Genomic DNA, 22941 nt, shown 5'->3' on the forward strand with positions numbered 1-22941 from the left:
TTAAATACAACTTTTATGCGTATCGATTCATCTCTTCTGAATCTTCTGGTAACGTTTTGAAGCGTTTATGTAGCCACATCCATTGTGATGGTTCTTTCTCAATTAAACGTTCGATCTCTCTATTCAATACATTTGCAGCCGTTACAGCATCACGGCGTGGAATATCATCACTAATGTCATCCCCTATTTCTAGAGTATAGTGGTTGTCAGAACGTATACTAGTACCCGACATAACAGCGCACTTTGTCATATCAATTAAGAAACTAGAACCTGTAGTTGTTGCCGCTTCTTTAACAGCAAAAAATGGAACAAATACTGAGTTACGACGGCCATAGTCATGATCAGGTAAATACCACAAACGATTTCCAGACTTAAGCACCTTAATCATACTTTTAACATCATGGCGGTCAATCATCTTATGACCTTTACGTGTTCGTCCACGATGTTGAATAAATTCATAAACAGGATTGCTATTAGCACGATACACGCCATAACCAGGAGCAAAAAGACTAAAGATTCGAGCGGTCATTTCAAGATTTAAAAAATGACAACACAGCACCAATACACCTTTACCTTCTTGCTCTTTTTCTAATATTTTTTCTTGGCCAACAATGGATATATGACGCTTCACTCGCCAATCTGGCCAAAACCAAGCCATACCCGTTTCAATTAAAGCTAACCCGGTATTTTTAAAATTTTCATTCACTAATAGTTCAATTTCTGTTTGTGAATAATGAGGAAAACATAATGCTAGATTTTTTCGAGCTACGTTCGCACGCTTTTTTAAGCAAAGTTTAGACAAACATCCGATTCCATTCCCTATTCTTTTAAGGAGCACGAACGGAAGTACATTAACCAATACAGCAAGAAAAGAAAAAGATAGCCATACAAGCCAGTACTTTGGAGACAACAGCGCCCATGTAAATTTAGGACTTGGAACTGTTTTCATTTTTTCACCCATCAAAACTAAGACACCTGTCTCAGAAATATAATTAAAGTGAAATTTTAGTTGAAAAGTTTAATAAGCTCAATCAAGTTTGATTAAATTATTTTCAAAAATATCAATTATTTTGATTGAGGCTTATTTATTATAAATAGTTACGTTTTGAATCATTATTTCATTAGATAAATTAGAACCGTGTCGAATAACTTGAAAAATACAGTATTAATTATAATACTTCATCACTATTAATTGTTTCATAAAGTTCTTTTAACAAACCTGATTCAATATTAATCAAGCCATCAGATAAATGTATATAATTACCTTCAGTTACATTTAGCAATATATTCTTTCTGATATCTTCACTTTCTTTTGACTCTTTATTTTGAAAATGAAAATGTTGTATTTTCTCATAAACCATTTCTGAAACCTGATCAATTTGTTCTTGGGTTAAACAAACTCGAGACATTCCTACTTCTGGTCTTTTTGCTTGTGATAATACTTCAAGCCTCAACTTCTCTGTAAACAGAGTATCTAATTTAGAACCTTCAAAAAAAGTATAATATGGAGGAGTAAGAAAACATGGTGAACCATCACTTTTTAGCTCAACCAAACCCATAATCTCCAATGCTCTCAAATAGATATAAACACTCTGCTCATTCAGGTGATTCTCATTAGCCACCTCTTTTACATCTCTACCTTTAACGTGAATTTCATAGAAAAAATCATAGAGATAAGGGTGATTATAAAAGATTTCATCAAGAACTTCGGTTCTCGTTCCCTCTTCTTTATTGTGAATATCACGTGCAATTTGCGAAAGCTCTTCTAGATTGGTATTTAATACGGTAGCGTATTCCATTAATTTATCAATACCAATTGAATTACTATGAAAATGTCTTTTTAATGTCGAAATAGGTACATTTACTTTTAATGACAATTCATTATAAGTAAGATCATTTTCTTTTAATTTAACTCGTAATGCATTTAATAATAAACTAGCACAAAATCCCATAACCACTTCCTTGATGTTATTTATTATTTTTCAATTTACTTTATATCATTCTAAATTACTAGCTCGGTTTCATTTTTTGAAGTGAAGCAACTCATAAATTAAAACCCTCTTAGTTATAAAACTGTAATCATTGCACCACTTTCGCGCAAAGGTTACAAATATGTAACAACGTCAATTTAATGACAAATAATAATCACAACGTCAGTTATCGCTCATGATGAGCACTTTATCGACATGGAAGTCATATATGCGGACAAAACTATTAAAACAGTCAGCACTATCGAGCTTCATTTTTTGTACTTCAGCACTAGTTCACAATGCTTTTGCTGAAGATGCAAACAAAGAAGAAATACCTGCTGAACCCACAGAGCTAGAACAAGACTCAAATTTAAAATGGGGCGGATCATTAAGCCTTGGTTATGACAGTAATCTTTATTCGGCTTCTGATTACCGCTCAAGCCGTGCAATTTCATTTCATGGTTCACTTTATTTGGCATTCTGGGAGCACTACTCTCTTTATTCCAATACAGGCGGCTATCGTACATTACAAAATGCTGAAGGATTCTATTCTACAGATACTGTTGTTGGTCTATCTCGCTCATCACTGCTCACTTTTGGCGATACTGGACGTATGTCTATCAGTGGTCAATTTTCAATCCCAACATCACAAGCGTCTCAAGATAGTTTTCTTAATACCGCTTTTCGTATACAGACCCCATTTACTTTCAAGTTAGCGGACGTTGGTTTCCTTATTGCACCTCGCGTTCGTAAAAACTTTCACCAGTACACTACCTCACCATCAGGCAACGTAAATATATCGTGGGGATTATCTTTATTATTAGGAGCAAATTATAACTATGGCGATGCTTTCTTCTCAGTATCGGCATTAGGAGGAACCTCTATCAACTATAACGGTCGCTGGGCAGATGGTTACAGCTATGGTGGTAACGTCAGCGCCGGTTATAACCTTTTAGAGGACCTTTCTATTTCATTAACACTGGCTTCTTCCGGTGTATATACAGATGCAGCACAAGGAACATTAGGCAGCTTTGATCTTTTTGATGAAGCAAAAGCAACCTACTCGCTTGGCATGACTTATTCATTTTAGGGATAAAATAATAAAAACAGGATGTGAACAATATGACATATAAAAAGCTTACATTAGCTGCAGCGGTAACCGTTGCACTCACTGGTTGTGCGCCAGAAGAACAAGAATATGACACTCTTGATAAAGACCTTACTGAAGTTAAAGTACAAGATTTGCGTGTTGAAGGCCGCTGGTTTTATGCTCCAACTACCGGAGCTGCACCTCGCTTTGCTGTAACTCAATTTCCATTTTTACAAGGTATGGGACGTTATGTTGAGCTTTGCTTTTCAGATGAAGGCTTAGAAGTTCGTGGCTATGACAATAATAACCCTGATCTTTTATTACCAAAAGATAAAAACGGCTTCTGTTTACCGCAAGATGAAAGCAATATCGGCTCTGATGACCAAGTTAACTTTCCTCATGTTATGACCATCCCTGGTAGTTATGCGAAATACCAATGTCGCGAAGATAACTACGGAGATTGTACTAACGTCGAAGAAAAAGATTCAGATCCAAACCTTGGCAACACCACTTTTAGAAACAATACCCACTTTACGCCAAGCCCTGAATCAACATTAGTGAGTGATTTAAACTGGGACGAACTCTATGGCACTAAAGATGGATTAACACCACAAGGATCACCAGAAGTGATCTCTTGGGAGTTTGACCCTAATAAAGGCGTATTAAACTTTGAACTTGAACAAACATTTAAGATTAATTTTTCTAAATTATCGCGTTATATGGATTGGTCAGCAATGGAAGAAGAGTTGGCTAAAGGCTCATTTAAGTCCCGCTTCTATTACTCCCTTGTACATGAAAGTCACATAGCATCAGAAAATTATCAACCTGTCTTATATCCGGTGAATGATGAGAATGACATTGGTTTCTTTACCACAACAACAAAAGTAAGAGATCCAATCACTAACAAATACGATGCTGTCACTTATTTGAACCGTTTTAATCCAGCTCAAGGATCAATCAAATATTACTTATCAGATAACTTTTTTGAAGAGAAAAATAAGCTTTTCTTAGACTCGACGATCAAGACCGTTAATAAAATGAACGAAACTCTTCGTTTACTTGAACCAAACTCAAACAAACCTATGATTGAGATTGTTAATAAGTCAGAAGGAATGGGAATTCATCCGGGTGATCTTCGCTATAACGTCATTAATCTCGTCGATGAACCGCTTGATAACGGGTTACTTGGTTATGGCCCATCTATTGCGCACCCGAGAACTGGTGAGATCATTAAAGCACACGTAAACCAATATTCTGGCGTTGCACGCCGTGGTGTTCCATTTTATTGGGATAATATGGCGCGACTGTATAACCGTGGACAACTTGAGATGAATGGCTTAGTTGCGGAAGAGTCAGCATCTGCACAATCAAGATCAGAACTTCAAACTAATAGAGCCGTCTCTGAATCGCTTTACGCCAATCACAATCAACATGCTCATAATACAACTTCCATTTCAATTAATGAAGAAACAGCAATTGAGTTTTTAGCCCAACAAAGCTTAAAACAAAAATTGGCGCAAGGTCCAACGATATTGAAACCTGTCAATGATGACATGGATCTTGAAGATATTGTTCGAGCAGAAGAGGAGCGTCTTGCATTTTGGAGTGAAAACAACGCCTACCCTATTGAAGCGTCATGGGTGTCGTCTTCAAGTAAAGCCGTTATTGATAACTTACCTCTTGTTGACGAAGGTTACTTTACGAATATTACGGATCCAGAAACCGGTATTGTTACTAAAACGCTAAAACCATGGGCTTTACTGCCAGACCATCTTCAGACGGTTGCAGCAGATGCCATCACCGTAACAACCTATGCGAACACTTTAGTTCATGAAATTGGTCATAATGTAGGTTTACGTCATAACTTTAAAGGCTCAAATGACATTGATAACTACTTATCAAAAACACAATCTAAACTACTTGGCTTAAGCAACGTTCCAGCGTACAGCTCAACAATGGATTACGCACCAAGTATGCTTGATGAAATCCCAACTTGGGGTCTATATGACTTAGCTGCATTTAAATTTGCATACGCTCGTAAACTTGATCTTGTTGAAGCATCACCGATGAGCGCTGAACAACGGGCGTCTGAAGGTGGTGAAGCTGCATATGCTAACTCTTTCTACAGTCAATACGGTGCAACCGCTGAAAATGAATCTCTTATGGTTTGTACAGAACAATCACAAGTACTTGATGAACAAGGCCAAGCAACAGGACAATCAAACTACACCTGTGATTTCTCTCGTTTAGATACTGCAGCACTAAATGGCAATCCACTTGCTGAACATGGTGTAGTTTACTACCTAGATGACATACTCGGTTTCACTCGTAAGTCTTATGCTTTCTGTACCGATGGTAATGTTTCTGGCAATAGCGATTGTAACCGTTTTGATGAAGGGACAAACCTACAAGAAATTGCCACTTACAAATGGCAGCAATACTTAGACAGCTACGACTCACGAAATGCTGGGCTATATAATGATGGGCTTTATAATTCTAATTACCCATCTTATATTATTCGTCGCTTCCGTGAAATGAACACAATACGTGACATGATTGAAGACAATGAGCGTGTCGACCAACTATTTCACGATTATGGTGACGCATCACCTGCAAATAAGCCGACCGAATTTTTACAAATGGTTGCAGCCAATCCGAGTACCTGTGTTTATTCAGAAGATAGAGATGAAAGAGCTGGTAATTCGTGGTTATGTGATTATGCCTTTGGTGCGAAAAAAGCTTCTGAATTTTTCTTAGATGTATTACGTACACCAGAAACGCAATGTATTATCACTGACCGTTCGGGAACTATGCGCAGTATTTCTCTTGGTGAGGCATTAACAGCACAAAGTTATACTATTCCAAGTGAATACGATATTACTCGTGCAGATTGTTTCGATGAGGTTGCTACTCCAATTCTTGAATCTTTATATGGAGCAACTGAAATTCATGCCAAATCAATTAACTCTAAGTTCTTAAACTCGGTAGGTTCGTTTGACCCATCAAACCCGTATTCAAATGCAGTTTCTGTATTAGGTATGTGGCCAGATAAAGGATTAGCAAGTTACCAATTGGCTCGTCGTTTCTCTTTCCGTTACACAGATGAAACTGCGTTTGCTTCTTTACTCGACTTACCTGGGGTTAAAGCCGAGTACGATGCCATTATGGCGCACATTGTTGCAAAAGAACCACTAGCCAATGCCGTTGAGTTTGTTGATAGAGCTGGTGCACCTTATGAACCAACCATCGATGTTAACTTACACGTTTCACAACTGGTAGAAGCACTACCACCAATGCCACGCGGTATCGAATCATTCTATGGTTTAACTCGCACTGGTAGAACCGATATGTCGAGCATGATTGTGTATATGGGTACTCGACAAATGCTGACTTCTGATTATAAATTTGCAGAAACAGCCCTACAGCAACGTAACAGCTTAACAAAACAGCTTGATCAATATGGTTTGCTTGGCGGTGATGGATTAACGGTTTCAATTGGAGGCATTAATTACACCATCACTAAGGACAATACACTAGCGAATCGTGTTGCTTCAAAACTGTTTACAAGTGAAGGTTACACAGCAAAAATTGCACTAGACAATACATCAGCTGAAACATTAACGAATATTCTTAATGCATGGCAACCAGTAGCAGGGTTTAAATCATCGTTCCATACGCCAATTCTTGCCCTTGATGCACCATTTATTGAATTGATCATTAATTCATATAAAGCACAAATTGCCTCTGGTGAGATTGATTTAAGCAATGGTATGAACAACCAGATCTTTAACGCAGTTATTAACGGGGTTCTATCACAACCTGATGTTACTTATAACCCAGAGACCGGTACCGTTACATCGAATACAGGTAAAGAGCACAGTATAAGCAATGTAATTTCTATCATTGATTATACAATGGCATACGTAAATGCTGGACTTGATCCAACACTTCTTACGGCAAGCTATGCCCTATACGACGGCTTTACTGGAGCAGAATCGACCAATCAGTTTGCTTGGACGCTCACATTAGAAATGATTAAAGCCTATCAATCGGGTGATTATACAAACATGGTTGGCGAACATTACGAAGCACTTCGTAGACTCCCAGTACATAAAATTTATTAACCTCCCCAATAAAAAAGCCAGCATAACCGCTGGCTTTTCTTTATCTCAAACATTAAGAATCTAAAGAATGGTAATTACATCTTCAAATGCTTTGCGGGATTTAGGTAAAGAAGCATTGTAATCTTCGCTTGGATGATGATAACCAATGGCTAAAGCAACATGACATTCATACCCTTTTAATTCATCAGCAAAAATTTCACTGAGTAATTCAGGATCAATCCCTTCCATTGTTGTTGAATCAATGTTCAGTCTAGCTAATGTATGCAAAGCATTACCAAGAGCTAAATAAGCTTGAGGTTTCGTCCATGCTTTATGCTCACCATTTTCATCGCAATTCAATTCTACAAACTTAAACGAAGCAAAAGCAGCTTCTTTTTGCTCTTCAGTAATACGCTTGTCAGCAACCGCTTTAGATAAAACCACATCATAATCATCTCGTGTATACGAAAGCTTATTTGCAAATAAAATCACATGAGAACACGCTTTGATGTGAGGTTGATTAAACTGGTGCATATTTGCAAATGAATCATGCATACGTTGCTTTGCTTCATCAGACTCAATCACAATGAACTTCCAAGGCTGTGAGTTAATTGAAGAAGCAGATAAACGCAGAGCCTCAAGTAAAACCGCTAAATCTTCTTGAGATACTTTCTTTGATGGGTCATATTTTTTTGATGTATAACGATTTTCAAGATCATGAATAATTGGATGCGTCATAATAATAAACCTTACTTGTTGAAATTTTAATCCACAGACATTCTTGTCTGCACAACTTATGATGTCAACAAGCAAGGCACACTCAATATTTAATTTGCCATAGTGACACGGTTTCGTCCGTTATTCTTAGATTGATATAGAGCAGCATCGGCACGTTTGTATGCATCTGAAAACGTCGTGTCATCATCTACAACACCACCAATTGATACTGTTACATGCAGATCTGCAATTAACTCTTTTTCTATCTCTGCTCGTATTCTTTCGGCTTTTTCTTCTGAATTCGTAACGCTAACCGAGTCCAACAAAATGATAAACTCCTCTCCCCCCCAACGAATACAATAATCTTGATTACTTCTTACTGAGGCTAAAATACGTTGCGCAATTTGTTGAATAACTTCATCACCTTTCTTATGGCCATAGGTATCGTTAATTTGTTTGAAGTTGTCTATATCAATAATCAACAATGAAAATGCCTTCATTTTTTTTAGGCGTTTTTCATAAAAGTCACGACGATAAAACCCTGTCATCGTATCATATTGCAACAAAAACTTACTACGCTTTACATTATAACCAATTGCAAACAAAACTAAGGTAATGAATAACGAAGGAAAAATTATTTTCTTTATTAAATCAACAAGGTTTATCCCTAATGTAAATGGGTCTAACTCAGAACATGGGAGATAAGCCGATTTTTGATATAAATTATTTTTGTTTTGACTGTTCACGACCATATTTTTGATCTTGTTATAGTGCTCTATTCTCTCATGTAAAAGTGATGCTTTAATATCAACGACTAACAGTGCATCTAAATGTCGTTTATTATAGATAGGATAATATATCGAGCGAATATTCTCACCCGTACCATCTTCTATGTACTTTTCCGTCAACTTCAGGTTACAACCATAAAAAGATTGATAGGTTTGTTTTAAATTTTCATTATCTACAATGCGTGCGATAACGTTATCTTCCTCTATCTTCTCATAAAATTGCTCATAGCTATCTCTGATCGGATCTAAATGAAAATAACTCGATGGGTTCTGGAAGACAGCGATTGTCCATAAATTATCGCCAATGAGCTTCTCTAACTCAGTTCGTAATTTACTTATCCCTTCAGATAAAACCTTAACTTCTGTATCTCGAGTAACAACAACAGTGACATCATTCCTAAAATAACGCCCTTCATCTAATGTGATAGCTGTTGCATTATTATAATAAGATGAGAAACGTCGACTTATCGAATAGACACTTTTGTAGTCATCTACAATTTCACGCTCTAATCGATTCACTGAAATGACATTGAAGAAAAAATAGCAAACTAAACAAACGCAAAAGATCAAAGTCCACATTTTCAAAATAATAAAAATATAGCTTTTTAATTGTGGCAACATTAATCGTCTTAGCATTGTCATTCTTTGAGTAGTAAAAGGTGCGAAATATATAGCAACAATAAAAGGAATCAATCTTTGTTTTTTATAAAGTGAGACATTGTCTCCAATTAGAGAAAACCTAACATAACCACCCACAAAAACATTCATTTAATTTATATAAACATAAAATTAATTCATTAAAACAACAATTAAAAACAAAACTTACAACATAAGTTAAAATTCTCATCGAAACATCACGATACAAAAAAGCGCATTTTTTGTGATCTAAGTTGCCATTTTAGCTGAAAATGTATGCTAGGGTTTTAATGTATTGTTATCAAAAGGAGAGAAGTAATTATGAAACCTGAATTTGTTTTTAAAGTACCTGAGGAGTTTGGTGCTACAGGTTTAGCAACAGCAGAGAAAGAAGCAGAGGCTTTATATTCTGAGTTACTAGGTAAAGGCGCAAGAAACATGACGGAAGTGAAAATAGAATTGAAAGATTCTAATGTCATTGGCAGCTGGGTTATTGATGGCGAAAGATACTTCATGTAACTAATATAACTGTAGCAAAATGGACCTATTGTTTGATAGGTTCACCCATTTTTTAAAACCTCATATCAAATACCGCTACACGCCCTATTGTTTCTTCATCGCTCACATTTCATATGTTTTTTATAATTTTATTTTAACAATGCCATTATTCATAATATAATGTGAAGCATCTCGCATAATTGACTTTATATATGTTTAAACGTGTAACATTTGGTTTCAGAATAAGAAAACAATTTAAAAACAATAGAGTAACTCTTCCTCCGAGGCTATCTCTATTCCAAAGAGTTAGGCTACCATCCTCGTTAAAAATAGAAGAAAACGTTGCGTTTCGTGCCGGCTATTTATTATGGAGTATGGGAGCATACTCGTATAGTTATAGTCAACTTGAAAGAAGTACAATCGTTGGACGTTACTGCTCAATCGCTAAAGATGTGACTATTTTAGGCTACCAACACCCTCTACATCGTTTTACGACAAGTACTGTAACCTATTCTAATGATGAGTTTGCACTATCTGGTTTACAACAAGGGTCATTAAAAGAAAATAAAGACTACGTTCCACACCCCATCATCATTAAGAATGACGTTTGGATTGGAGCTAACGTAGTACTAAAACCAGGAATTACAATTGGTAATGGTGCTGTTATTGCCGCTAATGCAGTCGTAACTAAAGATGTTCCTGACTACGCTATTGTTGGCGGGATCCCAAGTAAAATTATAAAGTACCGTTTCAAAGAAGAAGTGATTAACGACTTATTAGATATAAAATGGTGGGAATATGACTTTTTAGACTTCCAATCTATCCCATTAGACTCTGATATTAATGACTTTATTCGAGATTTTAAACAGTTAGTTGATAGTAATAGCATCAAAAAATACCATCCAAAAACGTTTACCATATAATTTTATTCTACGTACACAAAAAGGGCCGCAAACTGCGACCCTAACTTATCCATTATTTCAGAAAAAATGAGTTATCACTCTTTACCGCTTATTCTTTACCGAAAACGTTGTTCTCTTGCTCTCATTTATTAGGACACCAAATTACTAACGCTTTTATGTGCTTTGTCAAACAACTCATTTAATTAAGGTTTCTTAGCCTGCATTTAGATCGACTCTTGCACCAACCATATTGAGACTAAGCAAAAGGCTATTAATGATGCAGTAATTACCGCTCTCTTCCGTGATAGCGATTAACTCCCCTACTGTTAACTTGTGTGGTTGTTCAGGGTTCAATTTGTTGCGCAGTATTGTTGGATTAATTCCGCAACGCTTCGCAACTTGTTCCATGTTTTCAGAATCAGCAAACGCATAGCATGCGTTGTCAAAAGCATTTTGTTTAGGCTCACGTAAATCGCACATTGAGCTATTCCTCTATCTGTCCGATACTCAAATGACAAAGCCAAGAGAAAACAAAACCACAATTGCAACGGTAATTTCCAAAACTGTTGGTTTGTTTTCATTTGATTGATTAGTCATAGCGTTAACTCAAGTAGCTAAGAGCTTCACGAGTAGCAAGCTCTTGCATTGCAATTACGTTTACTAATGGGGTTTCTTTAGGTAAGGCTTTCTTTTTAAGGATCAATTTACCTTGTGCAGCCCAATCTTTAAGAGTGCGTTTCGGCATACCTGAATGACGAGAATATTCATCTAACGTCATAAAAGGTGCAGGAATAACTATTTGAAATGACAACATGATGGTATCCTTTGTGGTTATCGTATTGTTTAACTTTGTTTGCAACCGTACAACTCCGCCCGAGTTGATAATGCAACTTTAGATCGAGAATGCAACTTATGCAAGCTAAAATTGAAGCTCCAGAGTATTTATCTGGTCGAGATGTCGTAGAAAACCTAAAAAATGTGACGAAAAGTAGAGATTTACTAGCTCTTGCTGACGTAATAGGCGTACCAAGATCTACAATCTCGACATGGAATACGCGCAACATGACTCCTTTTGAAGTGCTAATTCGCATTCATTTGGAAACTGGTGTGTCAATGAAGTGGCTTGCATTAGGTATTGGCGAAGCTTTTCCTGAAAGTGAAGAATCCAAAATTGCAAATGCAACATCGATTAAAAGCTTTAGATTACGTTCAGGAATCTTAGAAGAAACAAATCCATTTGTTTTAGATATGAGCATCAGTGAAGAATTAGAGACTGAAAATCTAATATTAGTAAAGGAAGACTCTCAAAGACTGCTTATTGATAAAGAGTCTACACATGCAACATCTGGAAAGTATTTAATTGATATGGATGGTTCGTTCTCAATCAACGAATTACAACGTCTACCGGGTAAAAAGTTAGCGATCAGTTTTAATGGCTCTACTATCAATGTTGAAGAAGATGATATTAAGGTAGTTGGCCGTGTGGTAATAGTAATGGGAAAAAGATAACACTAAAAAATTATTAATTAATATCTTTAATTAATAAAAATGGGAGGCTTATGCCTCCCATAGACTTTATTTTTGATATTGCCTACGTAACCATTCGACTTCATCTGTACCAATACGATTCAAATTACCAACAAGGTTACTAACTCTTTTTTGTATATCTAAATCTTCTAGATCACCAATCCAAATATATTTTTTTTCCACATTCTTTGCAGAAAACTCTATAAGACCATCTGAATTTCTAATAGGCATTACTCGATTAACCGTTGAACCTTCAAATTCAATATGAATTAAATCATAAAAAGACACTTCGGTTTTTACAAAAATTCTTTTATCATCAAAATAATTATCAATTTTTGATAAAGATTTCATCAATTCTTTATGATTCGAACTATTAGTTAAACTAATATCTAAATCAGTTGAATAAACATCATAATCAACGCTAGATATTAATTCTTCTTTATTCGTATTAAAATCAGAATTAATTTGATCTTCAATACTTTCAGGGATTGGTAGGATCAAATCAAATTCTTGCGTTTTTGATAATCTAGTCAATTTTGAGAAGGAGAATAAACGAGAGCTTTCAACCCTTGCGGTATCACACTTAGGTGTAACACATACTAAGAAATCATTATTTGTAATGTCATATATAATAGAACCTTGAGTCAAATAAGGAAGTTCTACACTTGAAATCAAATCATCAAAACTTCTTCGGAACGAAGTTAATATCGATAAAATTTTCGAACTATCTTCAATAGATATACCATCTTTAATTTTATTTAAAATTTGGATTAAATTTAAAGTATTTTTTTTACTAGATATTACGTCTAACGCTTTTTTTTCTGTCGATAACACCTCAATTAAAGTGTCTTTCGCATTCATAGAAAAACCGTTCTTTAATAGTTTTTTAATTTGCTCTTTGCTACAAGTATAATCATTATTTTTATAATTAAAGGTCTTAGTTAGTTGCTCATGATTATTATCAATCCAATTTAAGACCATTTCTTGGTTAAGAGTTAGTTTATCAACTTTATTTATTGCTAATAAATTTCTTAAATAAGAAATGAAATTTTCCAGCATAAATACTTCTGCATCTTCGTGATTAGGTAACAAAGTTCTATGGGCTAAATATCCAGTGTCTAATTGATGATTAAAACGATTAATAATTCTACCTGTATTTTGACGAATTACAGCAGCCGATTTCATAGCAAAAGCAGGAATTAAGCCATTAACTAAAACTGAAAATTCTTTTAAAGCTACATCAGGTAAATCTGCTTCGTTTGTTTCTCGAGTAACATCACCACCAGAATCGGATTTATTATAAAATGATATTAATAAATTATCTGATGAAATCTGATAGCTATCCTTAGCATTTAAGCTTGAATCATCCAAAAAAGCTAATAATCCATCCTTTAATTGGTTTAAATCTCTTTCTCCCGTATAAACAATAATAGACCTCATTCTCCCACCAGAAGATCTATCTAACTCTATTATTTTTTTTATTATATATTGACTATAACGAGAATCATTATCCTTTAAAACCCAATCCAAAATAAGTATATCTGCTGCCGCTGCTACTTTTTCAACTTTACTAGCAAATTCATTTACATCTTCTCCATCAACGATAACTGGCTGATACAATCCTGCTATAATCCCCTTCTCATAAAACGCATTTGTTAATTCTAAAGCATTTAATTGATGACTCGAACCTGTATCGTTATTACTAGGTTCAGCAACGTGAACTAACGCTGTAGGTTGAGGCAATAAAGGGTCAACAACTTCTGGAATATCTAATACTTCGGAATTGTCTAGAGAACTGCTAAGCCCAGCCATATCATCTATAATTAAAACAGTTTGCACATACTCTTTGACAACTTCGCTACAATGTTCTTTAAAAGCGCTCATCATTCATTCTCCAACTTTATTTGCTTTATTACAAAGCATGGAGATGTTTGACTTTCTTCTCCATTAACCAACTGAATATCAAACTCTTCTTTATTGAGAGTTTCTTTACTTATATATAGTCCCATACCTCTGCCACTTTCTTTTCTTGAGAAAGTAAAGTCAAAGATTCGGTCTTTATCAATTGTAGCTATAGCTGGACCATTATTTGAAATCGTTAATCCATCAAATCCCACACCTAAAGATATCACCTTATTAGGGTTATCTTTAGATGATTGAGAGTTAAGCCAATATATAGCATTATCAACAACATTAATAAAAACAGGTAAAAATGTTGATGGAAATACTTTTGTGACACTTATAGTAAATTCATGACTAACATTCCAATTTATATTATGTCTTTTTAATCTTTCCTCGAATATATCTTTTAAGTAATTATCGATTTCCTTTCCAGATAAATCTACTTTGCTTCTATACAACCGTCTATTTAGAGGAGTAAACATTTTTAAATAGCCATCTAAATGAGAAAAACTATGTGATATATTCGAATAAAGTGAATTTAATTTAGGATTTTTATCTGCCCAAGGTTTTAACGATTTAATTGAATTACGTACATTTCGAGCTGTACTACTAAATTCATGTTGAATTATGCCTAAAGACATCCCTAACTGAGCAAATTCAAAATACTGATTAAGAGATCCCTTTACCTGTTCATTTTCATTCTCTAAAGCAATAAGTGTATCTATTGAATTTGTTTCACCAGACTTTAAATCATTTGCGATAAATTCAATGGCATCGCGCATTTTTATAAAATATTCATCAGTTTGAATATATATATCTTCAATTTCTTTTTCCCACTTTTCAATTAATATTGAAGATTCATTATCGGGTAAAATATCAATAGGAGTAGAGTTTATTTCAGTCATTACTGAGGATAGTGTATTACCTAACTCAACAGTTCGTTCTTTTGTTTTATTTTTTATAGCAGAATCAATCTCTGCAACATTGCTCGTTAATTCTTTTTTGTATCTTTTTATATTATTATTAAGTAGCTTTTTATCCTCATTTAAAATACCTGTAACACGTTCTCTTAAACTAAAAGATAAATCATTATCTCTGAGATAATTCCTAATTTTATTTTCAATAAATGTCTTTAATGGAATAATTACATCCTCATTCAATTTTTCTTTTGTTTGAAGGTAACTACTCCATTCCTTTGTAAGGGTTTCACTTAACCCAATATTTGGTTTAGTTATTTTTGATTTCTTTATACACTCAGTTAATTTTATGTCTAACTTTATTCTTAAATCACTAATAAATTTATATTTTTCTCTATCCGACCAAGATTCAGAAATTTTTTCTAGCTCTTTATGAGTAAAAGACTTAATATCATCGGCTAATAAAATAAAATCATTATTATCGTAAGCTTTAAAAAAATCATCAATTTCATTTTTAAAAATTATTTTCTTTTCTTTAATTGCCTCTTTTCTTTTAGCTAACGCAGCTTTTTCTCGATCATTATCACTTTTTAATTTCTCTTTTACTTCTGAAAATCGTTCATTAACTGAATTACTACGGAAAAAATCACTAGCAAGTTGAGAAAAGAAATTTTTTAAAATTGCTTTAAATTGATTATAAGCAATATTTTCAATTAACCCTTCTCGTCCAGCCTTCTCATTTAAATTGATATTAACATCATGAGAAATATCGATAGAACCAAACATTAACCGATAAGAGAAAAAAGCTGTTCCTGCATTTTTTGAGCGCTCTTCTTCGAATCTTAAAAAATCAAATTCAGGTTTTCCATAAGGTAGAACTCGAATACCATCTTTATATAAATACAAGCCACCATACATTCCTAATTTAGACTTTATATCGGTATAAACCTCAGTTGGAACTAATGTTTCTGATGGCAAACCTTGTATATAAGAAAATTTAATTTTAAATTTCCCACAGCGAGTTTTAGTACCAAAATTCTTATTCCAATTTATAATGTGTTCTTGAGGTTCTGATTTATAAACTGTTACAAAGCCTTTAAATTGACCATATTCATCAAACTCTCCTTCAACATAATGGTCTCCATTTTTCGCATCTTCGGGTGTAAAAAAACCTTCTTCAATAAGCTCTTCTGAAGAATTTGTATTGTTATGAATACGAAACTTCGTTTTCAAATTAAACGTCGAGTTTGTTGATAATGTATTAGAAAATCCAACAAGTATCTTTTGTAATTCAGTTGTCCCTGTTTTTTCATCTATTTGAATATCAAGATCAAGTATCTCTTCTGAAGGCATAATGATAAAATGTGTGCCTCTTCCAATACCATCAAGCTTCGGTAAATTAACATCTAAATTTTCTTTAGATGTTAATTTGGTCCAATTAGCTTCTGTTTCTTTTTGTAAATTTTTAAATAAAATCTCAGGCGAAAATGAAAAACGAGATAAATCATTTCTAATTAATTCAAAAACATTATCAGGAATAATATTTCCTAAACTTTTAAGACTATCAAGTAATTCATTTGTCATACTTTCAAGATCTTCTACTTTAGGTAAAACACCTTGTGGAAAAGTTCTAGTTGGTATAGTTATATCTGATAAGCTAATATCAGGTAATTCAAACTGGCTCCAGTGAATTAAAGCGACAACCAAATCATGTAAACCATCTTTACGTTCCGCACGACTTAAAACCAAAACTTGGCGGCCGATAGAAGCTATCGCTAATCTACCAATACCTTTTTCACCCATTAAAGGGCGTTCAAGCATTCCTTCAGGAATAAATTCTGATTTTCTATTCACACCATACTTGCTAGAAGTACCAACAGTAAGCCACTTTGTTATAAAATCATTCTCGGTCATTCCAATCCCATCATCTCGTAATGTTACGAGTTTTTGTTCTTGGTAATAATCAATTTCTACATTTTTTGCATACGCATCATGCGCATTCTTAAACAGCTCATGGATAGCTGTTGGGATACCTGCAATTTGCTGCCGACCTAACATATCAACAGCTCTAGCACTGACGGTCATTTTAGCCATTATTAATTATTATCTCAGTAAGTTATATACAAAAAAAAGTGCCTCACATTGTAGGCACTTTTTTCAATTCAATCCACAGCAGATAGTATTTATGAGGATTAGTCCCAATAATGGGGGGACCGCATTACCTATTTGCTTGGCCTGCTCTGTCGATGAACCATAAAACACAAAGTCATCGGGAAAAGTTTGAAACCTTGCTGCATGTCTAAGGGTTATACCGTGATTCTTCCACGGGTGAACAAAACGTCCTTTCGATGGGTTATTACAACCTGTAGTAATCGTATTACTTGGTTGGTGTATAAAGATTCGGCCATAGACATCTTTATGGCCTTTATATCCATTAGAGTGGCATCTAAGTCTGTGTTGCTCTCCTGCATCTTCACGACTACCGTTCAACGGAGTATCTGCAAAGCGTTTCACCATCATATCGCTTGGTTTCATAAACACATTACATGGATCGTTTTTATCAACTTCAAGACCAAACTCTAATTTTCGCAACGAATCTAAAGCTTCTTCTTCAGTTAATTTCGTTTTCTTTAAGAAATACTCTTTAACGAAACGTTTTAAATATTGTTCAGGTACAGCTTCAAAAACTGTTGACGCAGTTTTCCAATATGGTGCTGTGCCTGATGTTGGTGAAAAATGAGTTGCTTCTGGTGGAAAATTTGAAGTGATTTTTATATCTTTTCTAACACCATGTATAAAAACTCTTTTTCTATTCTGAGGCACACCAAAATCCTTGGCGTTTAAAATACCGCAAAACGTTATTTCGTAACCTTCTTTCTCTGCAAGCAGCAAAAATTTGTCTAAAAAATCTTTATGCCTCTTCCATAATAAACCTGCTACATTCTCAACTAAAAAAGCTTTTGGCTGAAACTCATGTACAAATTCAAAATAACGTAACAAAAGTGCGTTTCTAGGATCATTCACACCTGCATTATTAATTCGATGAGTTGAGAAACCTTGACACGGTGGACCTCCAAGTATTAAATCAAGTTCTCCAGCCTTTAAATGTAGAGACTCTCTCAAAACAGTTGGGTCAACTAAATTAATATCTTCATTAAGGAGTTCAATCTGTTTTTTATCTTTCAAGATAAAATTTTCTTTATAAGTATTTGCAGCTGCCTTATCAAATTCTATCGCGGCCACAACCTCAACTCCAGCATTGTGAGCTGAAAGAGTAAAACCACCTGCGCCGGCAAACAAATCTATTGCTTTTACTGTCATTAAAAATACCTACAAATTACTAGCCGACACATTCTACCGAGTTATTTTATAATTACCATTCTTACTCAAATTAAACGCTGATTATATGACCGTTTTATGTACTATTTATACGATATAAAACATTGTTAAACAATTAACACCACGTATACTGTATAAAAAAACAGCATTATAAGTTTTACTATGACTATCCGCAACTTAAAAGACAATTCAAAGAAACCTTGGTTATGCGAGTGCTACCCTACTGGCCGCGAAGGTAAGCGTATTCGTAAGCGCTTTTCTACCAAAGGTGAAGCGACTACCTTTGAGCAATACATAATGAAAGAAATTGATGATAAACCTTGGCTTGGTGATAAGCCTGAGCATCGCCGTTTATCTGCTCTCATTGAAATCTGGTTTACTATGTACGGTACAAACCTATCAAATGGCCAAGTTATCTATCAAAAATTTGAGCACATGGTTAAAGCTATGGGTGATCCTGTTGCCTCTACATTTACATCACGAATTTATGCAGAGTTTCGCTGTAAACGAATGGCTGGTGAAGTTATCTTTGTCGATAATAAATGGCAGAAAGGCGCACCAAGTATTGCCACATTAAATTCTGAATTAGCTCGTTTTAAAGCAGTATTTGAAAAGCTTAAAGAGCTAGGTGAATGGAAAGGCCCCAACCCATTAGATAGTATTAAGCCATTTCGTGATCATGAAAGACCAATGAGCTTTTTAGCAAAAGAAGAGATCGCCCTACTCCTTAGAAAAGTATCTGAACATAAACGCCAAGATATGCTGAAGATAGTAAAGGTGTGTTTATCTACTGGTGCGCGTTGGAATGAAGCAGCACAATTAACTGGTAATCAGCTTTCTAAGTTTAAGATCACTTATACCAATACAAAGAATAAGAAAATTCGCTCTGTTCCTATCAGTGAAAAGTTATATAACGAAATCCATAAACCAACATCAGGAAAACTGTTTGAAGAGTGCTATACCCCTTTTTGCTACATTTTAAAGCATAAAATAGGTATAGATTTACCAGCTGGCCAAGCCTCTCATGTTTTACGACATTCTTTTGCAAGCCACTTTATGATGAATGGTGGAAACATATTAGTTTTACGTGACATTCTTGGTCATGCTGATATCCAAATGACCATGCGTTATGCTCATTTTGCACCAGATCACCTTACTGAAGCGATAGCAAAGAACCCTATCTCAAATTTATAGTTTATGCATTTTTCTGATTAAAGAGTGCATATTCAATTTTAACTAGAAAATTAAAACAAAATAACTGTCGCCACTTTGCCGCCACTTGCTAATTTTAGATACAAAAAAGGGCCGCAAACTGCGACCCTAAATTATTCATTATTTGAGAAAAAGTGAGTTATCACTCTTTACCAAATACGTTGTTCTCTTGCTCTTGTACTCGGATGAAAGTAGTACGCTTAGTTAGCTCTTTAAGCTGCGCTGCGCCTACGTATGTACAAGTTGAACGCACACCACCAAGGATGTCAGAAATCGTATTATGAACTGAACCACGGAATGGTAATAGAACAGTTTTACCTTCAGCAGCACGGTACTTAGCAACACCACCAGAGTGCTTGTCCATCGCACTTTGTGAAGACATTCCGTAGAACTTCATGAACATCTTACCATCTTGTTCGATAACTTCACCACCCGACTCTTCGTGACCAGCTAGCATACCACCAAGCATTACGAAATCAGCACCGCCGCCGAACGCTTTAGATACGTCACCGGCACACGAACAACCACCGTCACCGATAATACGACCGCCAAGACCATGAGCAGCATCAGCACATTCAATAATTGCAGACAGTTGTGGGTAACCAACACCTGTTTTAACACGTGTAGTACATACAGAGCCTGGGCCGATACCTACTTTTACAATATCTGCACCAGCAAGGATAAGCTCTTCAACCATATCACCAGTTACAACGTTACCCGCAGAAATCACTTTATCAGGGAATTCAGCACGCACTTTTTCAACATATTGAACTAGGTGTTCAGAGTAACCATTCGCGATATCAATACAAATAAAGATTAAATCATCAGTTAATGCCATGATGTCTTTAGTTTTTTGGAAATCAGCTTCTGAAGTACCAGTAGAAACCATTGCGTTTTTAAGAACAGAAGCATCGTTCTCTTTAATAAACTCAGCCCAATCAGCAACAGTGTAGTGCTTATGTACAGCAGTCATTACACCATGCTCAGATAATGCCTTCGCCATTGCAAAGCTACCTACAGAATCCATGTTAGCTGCAATTACAGGTGTACCAGACCATTGACGTCCGCTATGTTTGAATGTAAAATCGCGGGTTAATTCAACTTGAGAGCGACTTTTCAGCGTTGAACGCTTAGGACGAAACAGTACATCTTTGAAGCCTAACTTTAATTCTTGTTCGATACGCATGATAAATTCCTCGTCTTATCGATAAGGCTCTACTATCTCTTGTTGCCTTTGGCAGAAGGCAGTTAACAAACCAAGATAGCAGGCACAAAAAAACCGGGGCGCTGGCAGGCGCTCCGGTTTTCAGTATTATAGGCCCAGAAACCTTTTTAGCAAGTCTGATAATTCTATTTTTTTTGTGATATCATCGATTAAAGTGCAAACAAAAACTACGAAATAGTTAATTGCACTACTCCACACTAAAAATTAGATTATTACCCTGAGAATTACCACTTATCTAGAGTTTTGTAAAAAAGTAGAATTAGCCAAAATACGTAACTTTATGTTCAAAAGTAAACGTTTGCTATTTCTAACCAAAGTCTACCTTGATCAACTTCTCATTTTTTTACTATTTTCATGAATGGATATCGAATTTAATGTGATATACTCACGGAAAATTCACTCATTAACTGATCTTTAATACATGAAGTTTCCTGGCCAACGTAAGTCTAAACACTATTTTCCAGTTCACACTCGCGATCCTCTAGTGAATCAAATCAACCAAACGCCTAAACTTGAACGCACTCATCTTATCGGTGTTGGTCAAACAATCGTAGATATCGAAGCAAAAGTAGACGATGACTTTCTAAACCGTCATCAATTAAGTAAAGGTCATTCATTAGTTCTTGAAGAATCAAAAGCAGAAGCTTTATATAAAGAGCTATTTGAAAGAAACTTGATCAGTCATGAGTATCCTGGCGATACTATTGGTAATACACTTCATAACTATTCTGTCCTTGCTGATAGCAAATCTATTCTTTTAGGTGTTATGAGTGAAGATATCAAAATTGGTTCTTACGCTTATCGTTACTTATGTAACACAACAAGCCGTATGGATTTAGACTACCTACAGCCAGTTCAAGGCCCAATTGGCCGTTGTTACACGTTAATTTCTGAAGATGGTGAACGTACGTTTGCGATCAACGAAGGCGACATGAACCAACTGTGCCCTACTCATGTTCCAGAGCATATTTTTGAAAAAGCATCTGCACTAGTGATTTCTTCTTACCTTGTTCGTGGTAAAGAAGGTGATCCTATGATGGATGCAGTGCGTAAAGCTATCGATTGTGCAAAATCTCATAACGTTCCAGTGGTTCTTACTTTAGGTACTAAATACGTTATCGAAGGCAAAGCAGAATGGTGGCAAACCTTCTTAAAAGAAAACGTAACTGTTGTTGCGATGAATGAAGAAGAAGCAGAAGCACTTACTGGTGAGAAAGATCCTCTACTAGCAGCAGATAAAGCTTTAGAATGGGTTGATTTAGTTCTTTGTACTGCTGGCCCTATCGGCCTATACATGGCTGGTTTCACAGAAGAAAGTATTAAACGCGAAACAAGTAAGCCTCTTCTACCTGGTAACATTCCTGAATTTAACCGCTTCGAATACAGTCGCCCAATGGTTAAAGCGTTATGTAAAAAGCCAATTAAAGTATCTTCTCACATTGCTCCATACATGGGCGGTCCTGTTGAGATTAAAAATACAAATGGCGCTGGTGATGCTGCATTATCAGCTTTATTGCATGATATGGCTGCAAACTTCTACCATAAAGAGAATGTGCCAAATTCAAGCAAGCATGATGCTGAGTATTTAACCTATTCTTCTTTCTCTCAAATTTGTAAATACTCTAACCGTGCAAGTTATGAAGTATTAACTCAACACTCTCCTCGCTTGTCTAATTCAATGCCAGAGCGTGAAGATTGCTTAGAAGAAGCATACTGGGAACGTTAATCCCATTAGTATGGTTTATTCATAAAAAATCCGACGCTTAAACGTCGGATTTTTTGTATATATAGCCCTAATATAAATTAAGTGCGGTACAATACTTTAACCACGTGCCAACCAAATTTAGTCTTCACTAAGTGCGGAACCAGAGTTTCACCACTGAAACACACTTTATCAAATTGAGGAACCATTTGACCTTTCTTGAATTCACCTAAATCACCGCCTCTTTTACCAGAAGGACAACTTGAATACTTCTTCGCTAATACGTGAAATTTAGCGCCTTTTTTAAGCTGTTGGATAATGTCTTCTGCTTGTTCTTTATGCTTAACAAGAATGTGTAACGCAGCTGCAGTATTCGCCATGAATGCCTCAATTAGTTTAAATAACGATTTATA

The 22941-nt window shown here is 35.3% G+C and carries 18 protein-coding genes; 7 read left to right on the forward strand and 11 right to left on the reverse strand.

The annotated features are described in order from the left end of the window. Positions 1-13: 13 nt before the first annotated feature. Positions 14-949, reverse strand: a complete 936-nt coding sequence (locus tag GNP81_RS13345; protein WP_155673761.1) for a Kdo(2)-lipid IV(A) acyltransferase — start codon at positions 947-949, stop codon at positions 14-16. A gap of 220 nt (positions 950-1169) precedes the next feature. Beyond that, positions 1170-1952, reverse strand: coding sequence for a helix-turn-helix transcriptional regulator (locus tag GNP81_RS13350; protein ID WP_065641523.1), 783 nt, complete (start codon positions 1950-1952; stop codon positions 1170-1172). Between the two features lie 247 nt (positions 1953-2199). Between GNP81_RS13350 and GNP81_RS13355 the strand changes: the two genes are divergently transcribed. Both GNP81_RS13355 and GNP81_RS13360 read left to right on the forward strand, forming a co-directional pair. Beyond that, on the forward strand, positions 2200-3060 hold the full coding sequence (locus GNP81_RS13355; protein ID WP_196587353.1) for a hypothetical protein: 861 nt from the start codon (positions 2200-2202) through the stop codon (positions 3058-3060). Positions 3061-3092: 32 nt separating this feature from the next. Beyond that, positions 3093-7184 (forward strand): zinc-dependent metalloprotease, encoded by a 4092-nt coding sequence (locus GNP81_RS13360; protein ID WP_155673763.1) that lies wholly within the window; start codon positions 3093-3095, stop codon positions 7182-7184. Between the two features lie 60 nt (positions 7185-7244). Here the strand turns inward: GNP81_RS13360 and GNP81_RS13365 are convergent, their stop codons facing one another. Both GNP81_RS13365 and GNP81_RS13370 read right to left on the reverse strand, forming a co-directional pair. Next, positions 7245-7901 (reverse strand): NAD(P)H-dependent oxidoreductase, encoded by a 657-nt coding sequence (locus GNP81_RS13365; protein ID WP_063662816.1) that lies wholly within the window; start codon positions 7899-7901, stop codon positions 7245-7247. 89 nt (positions 7902-7990) lie between these two features. Continuing rightward, complete coding sequence (locus GNP81_RS13370) at positions 7991-9304, reverse strand: GGDEF domain-containing protein (protein WP_236798241.1); 1314 nt, start codon at positions 9302-9304, stop codon at positions 7991-7993. A gap of 321 nt (positions 9305-9625) precedes the next feature. Here GNP81_RS13370 and GNP81_RS13375 point away from each other — a divergent pair, with 321 nt between their 5' ends. Both GNP81_RS13375 and GNP81_RS19470 read left to right on the forward strand, forming a co-directional pair. Continuing rightward, positions 9626-9823 carry a hypothetical protein gene (locus GNP81_RS13375; protein WP_063647735.1) on the forward strand — a complete coding sequence of 66 codons (198 nt, stop codon included), beginning with the start codon at positions 9626-9628 and terminating at the stop codon, positions 9821-9823. A gap of 308 nt (positions 9824-10131) precedes the next feature. Then, complete coding sequence (locus GNP81_RS19470; RefSeq protein ID WP_186809326.1) at positions 10132-10725, forward strand: CatB-related O-acetyltransferase; 594 nt, start codon at positions 10132-10134, stop codon at positions 10723-10725. Between the two features lie 192 nt (positions 10726-10917). On the opposite strand, the gene GNP81_RS13385 is transcribed toward GNP81_RS19470, so the two are convergent. After that, positions 10918-11184, reverse strand: coding sequence for a phage regulatory CII family protein (locus tag GNP81_RS13385; RefSeq protein ID WP_155673765.1), 267 nt, complete (start codon positions 11182-11184; stop codon positions 10918-10920). Positions 11185-11305: 121 nt separating this feature from the next. After that, entirely contained in the window at positions 11306-11518 is a 213-nt protein-coding gene (locus GNP81_RS13390; protein WP_155673766.1) for a hypothetical protein, read from the reverse strand. A gap of 98 nt (positions 11519-11616) precedes the next feature. Between GNP81_RS13390 and GNP81_RS13395 the strand changes: the two genes are divergently transcribed. Beyond that, positions 11617-12213, forward strand: coding sequence for a phage repressor protein CI (locus tag GNP81_RS13395; protein ID WP_196587354.1), 597 nt, complete (start codon positions 11617-11619; stop codon positions 12211-12213). A gap of 66 nt (positions 12214-12279) precedes the next feature. Here GNP81_RS13395 and GNP81_RS13400 read toward each other — a convergent pair whose 3' ends face one another. The 3 genes from GNP81_RS13400 to GNP81_RS13410 all read right to left on the reverse strand — a co-directional run bounded on the left by GNP81_RS13400 (position 12280) and on the right by GNP81_RS13410 (position 18371). After that, the gene (locus tag GNP81_RS13400; RefSeq protein ID WP_155673768.1) at positions 12280-14118 is read right to left on the reverse strand and encodes a response regulator receiver domain; all 1839 of its coding nucleotides are present in this window, start codon (positions 14116-14118) and stop codon (positions 12280-12282) included. Next, positions 14115-17144, reverse strand: coding sequence for an ATP-binding protein (locus tag GNP81_RS13405; RefSeq protein ID WP_155673769.1), 3030 nt, complete (start codon positions 17142-17144; stop codon positions 14115-14117). Before GNP81_RS13405 ends, GNP81_RS13400 begins: the two co-directional genes overlap by 4 nt. Before the next feature lie 63 nt (positions 17145-17207). Next, entirely contained in the window at positions 17208-18371 is a 1164-nt protein-coding gene (locus GNP81_RS13410) for a DNA cytosine methyltransferase (RefSeq protein WP_155673770.1), read from the reverse strand. 180 nt (positions 18372-18551) lie between these two features. Between GNP81_RS13410 and GNP81_RS13415 the strand changes: the two genes are divergently transcribed. Continuing rightward, on the forward strand, positions 18552-19583 hold the full coding sequence (locus GNP81_RS13415) for a phage integrase (protein ID WP_155673771.1): 1032 nt from the start codon (positions 18552-18554) through the stop codon (positions 19581-19583). A gap of 160 nt (positions 19584-19743) precedes the next feature. Here GNP81_RS13415 and GNP81_RS13420 read toward each other — a convergent pair whose 3' ends face one another. Continuing rightward, a complete protein-coding gene (locus GNP81_RS13420) occupies positions 19744-20787 on the reverse strand; it encodes a GMP reductase (RefSeq protein ID WP_155673772.1) in 1044 nt (347 codons plus the stop codon). A gap of 460 nt (positions 20788-21247) precedes the next feature. Here GNP81_RS13420 and GNP81_RS13425 point away from each other — a divergent pair, with 460 nt between their 5' ends. After that, a complete protein-coding gene (locus tag GNP81_RS13425; RefSeq protein ID WP_005422987.1) occupies positions 21248-22552 on the forward strand; it encodes an inosine/guanosine kinase in 1305 nt (434 codons plus the stop codon). Between the two features lie 77 nt (positions 22553-22629). On the opposite strand, the gene ppiC is transcribed toward GNP81_RS13425, so the two are convergent. Then, positions 22630-22908: a peptidylprolyl isomerase PpiC gene (ppiC, locus tag GNP81_RS13430; protein ID WP_005422988.1), complete on the reverse strand. Its 279-nt coding sequence runs from the start codon at positions 22906-22908 to the stop codon at positions 22630-22632. Between the last annotated feature and the right edge of the window lie 33 nt (positions 22909-22941).

This window comes from Aliivibrio fischeri (genome assembly GCF_009727955.1).
GTDB lineage: Bacteria > Pseudomonadota > Gammaproteobacteria > Enterobacterales > Vibrionaceae > Aliivibrio > Aliivibrio fischeri_A.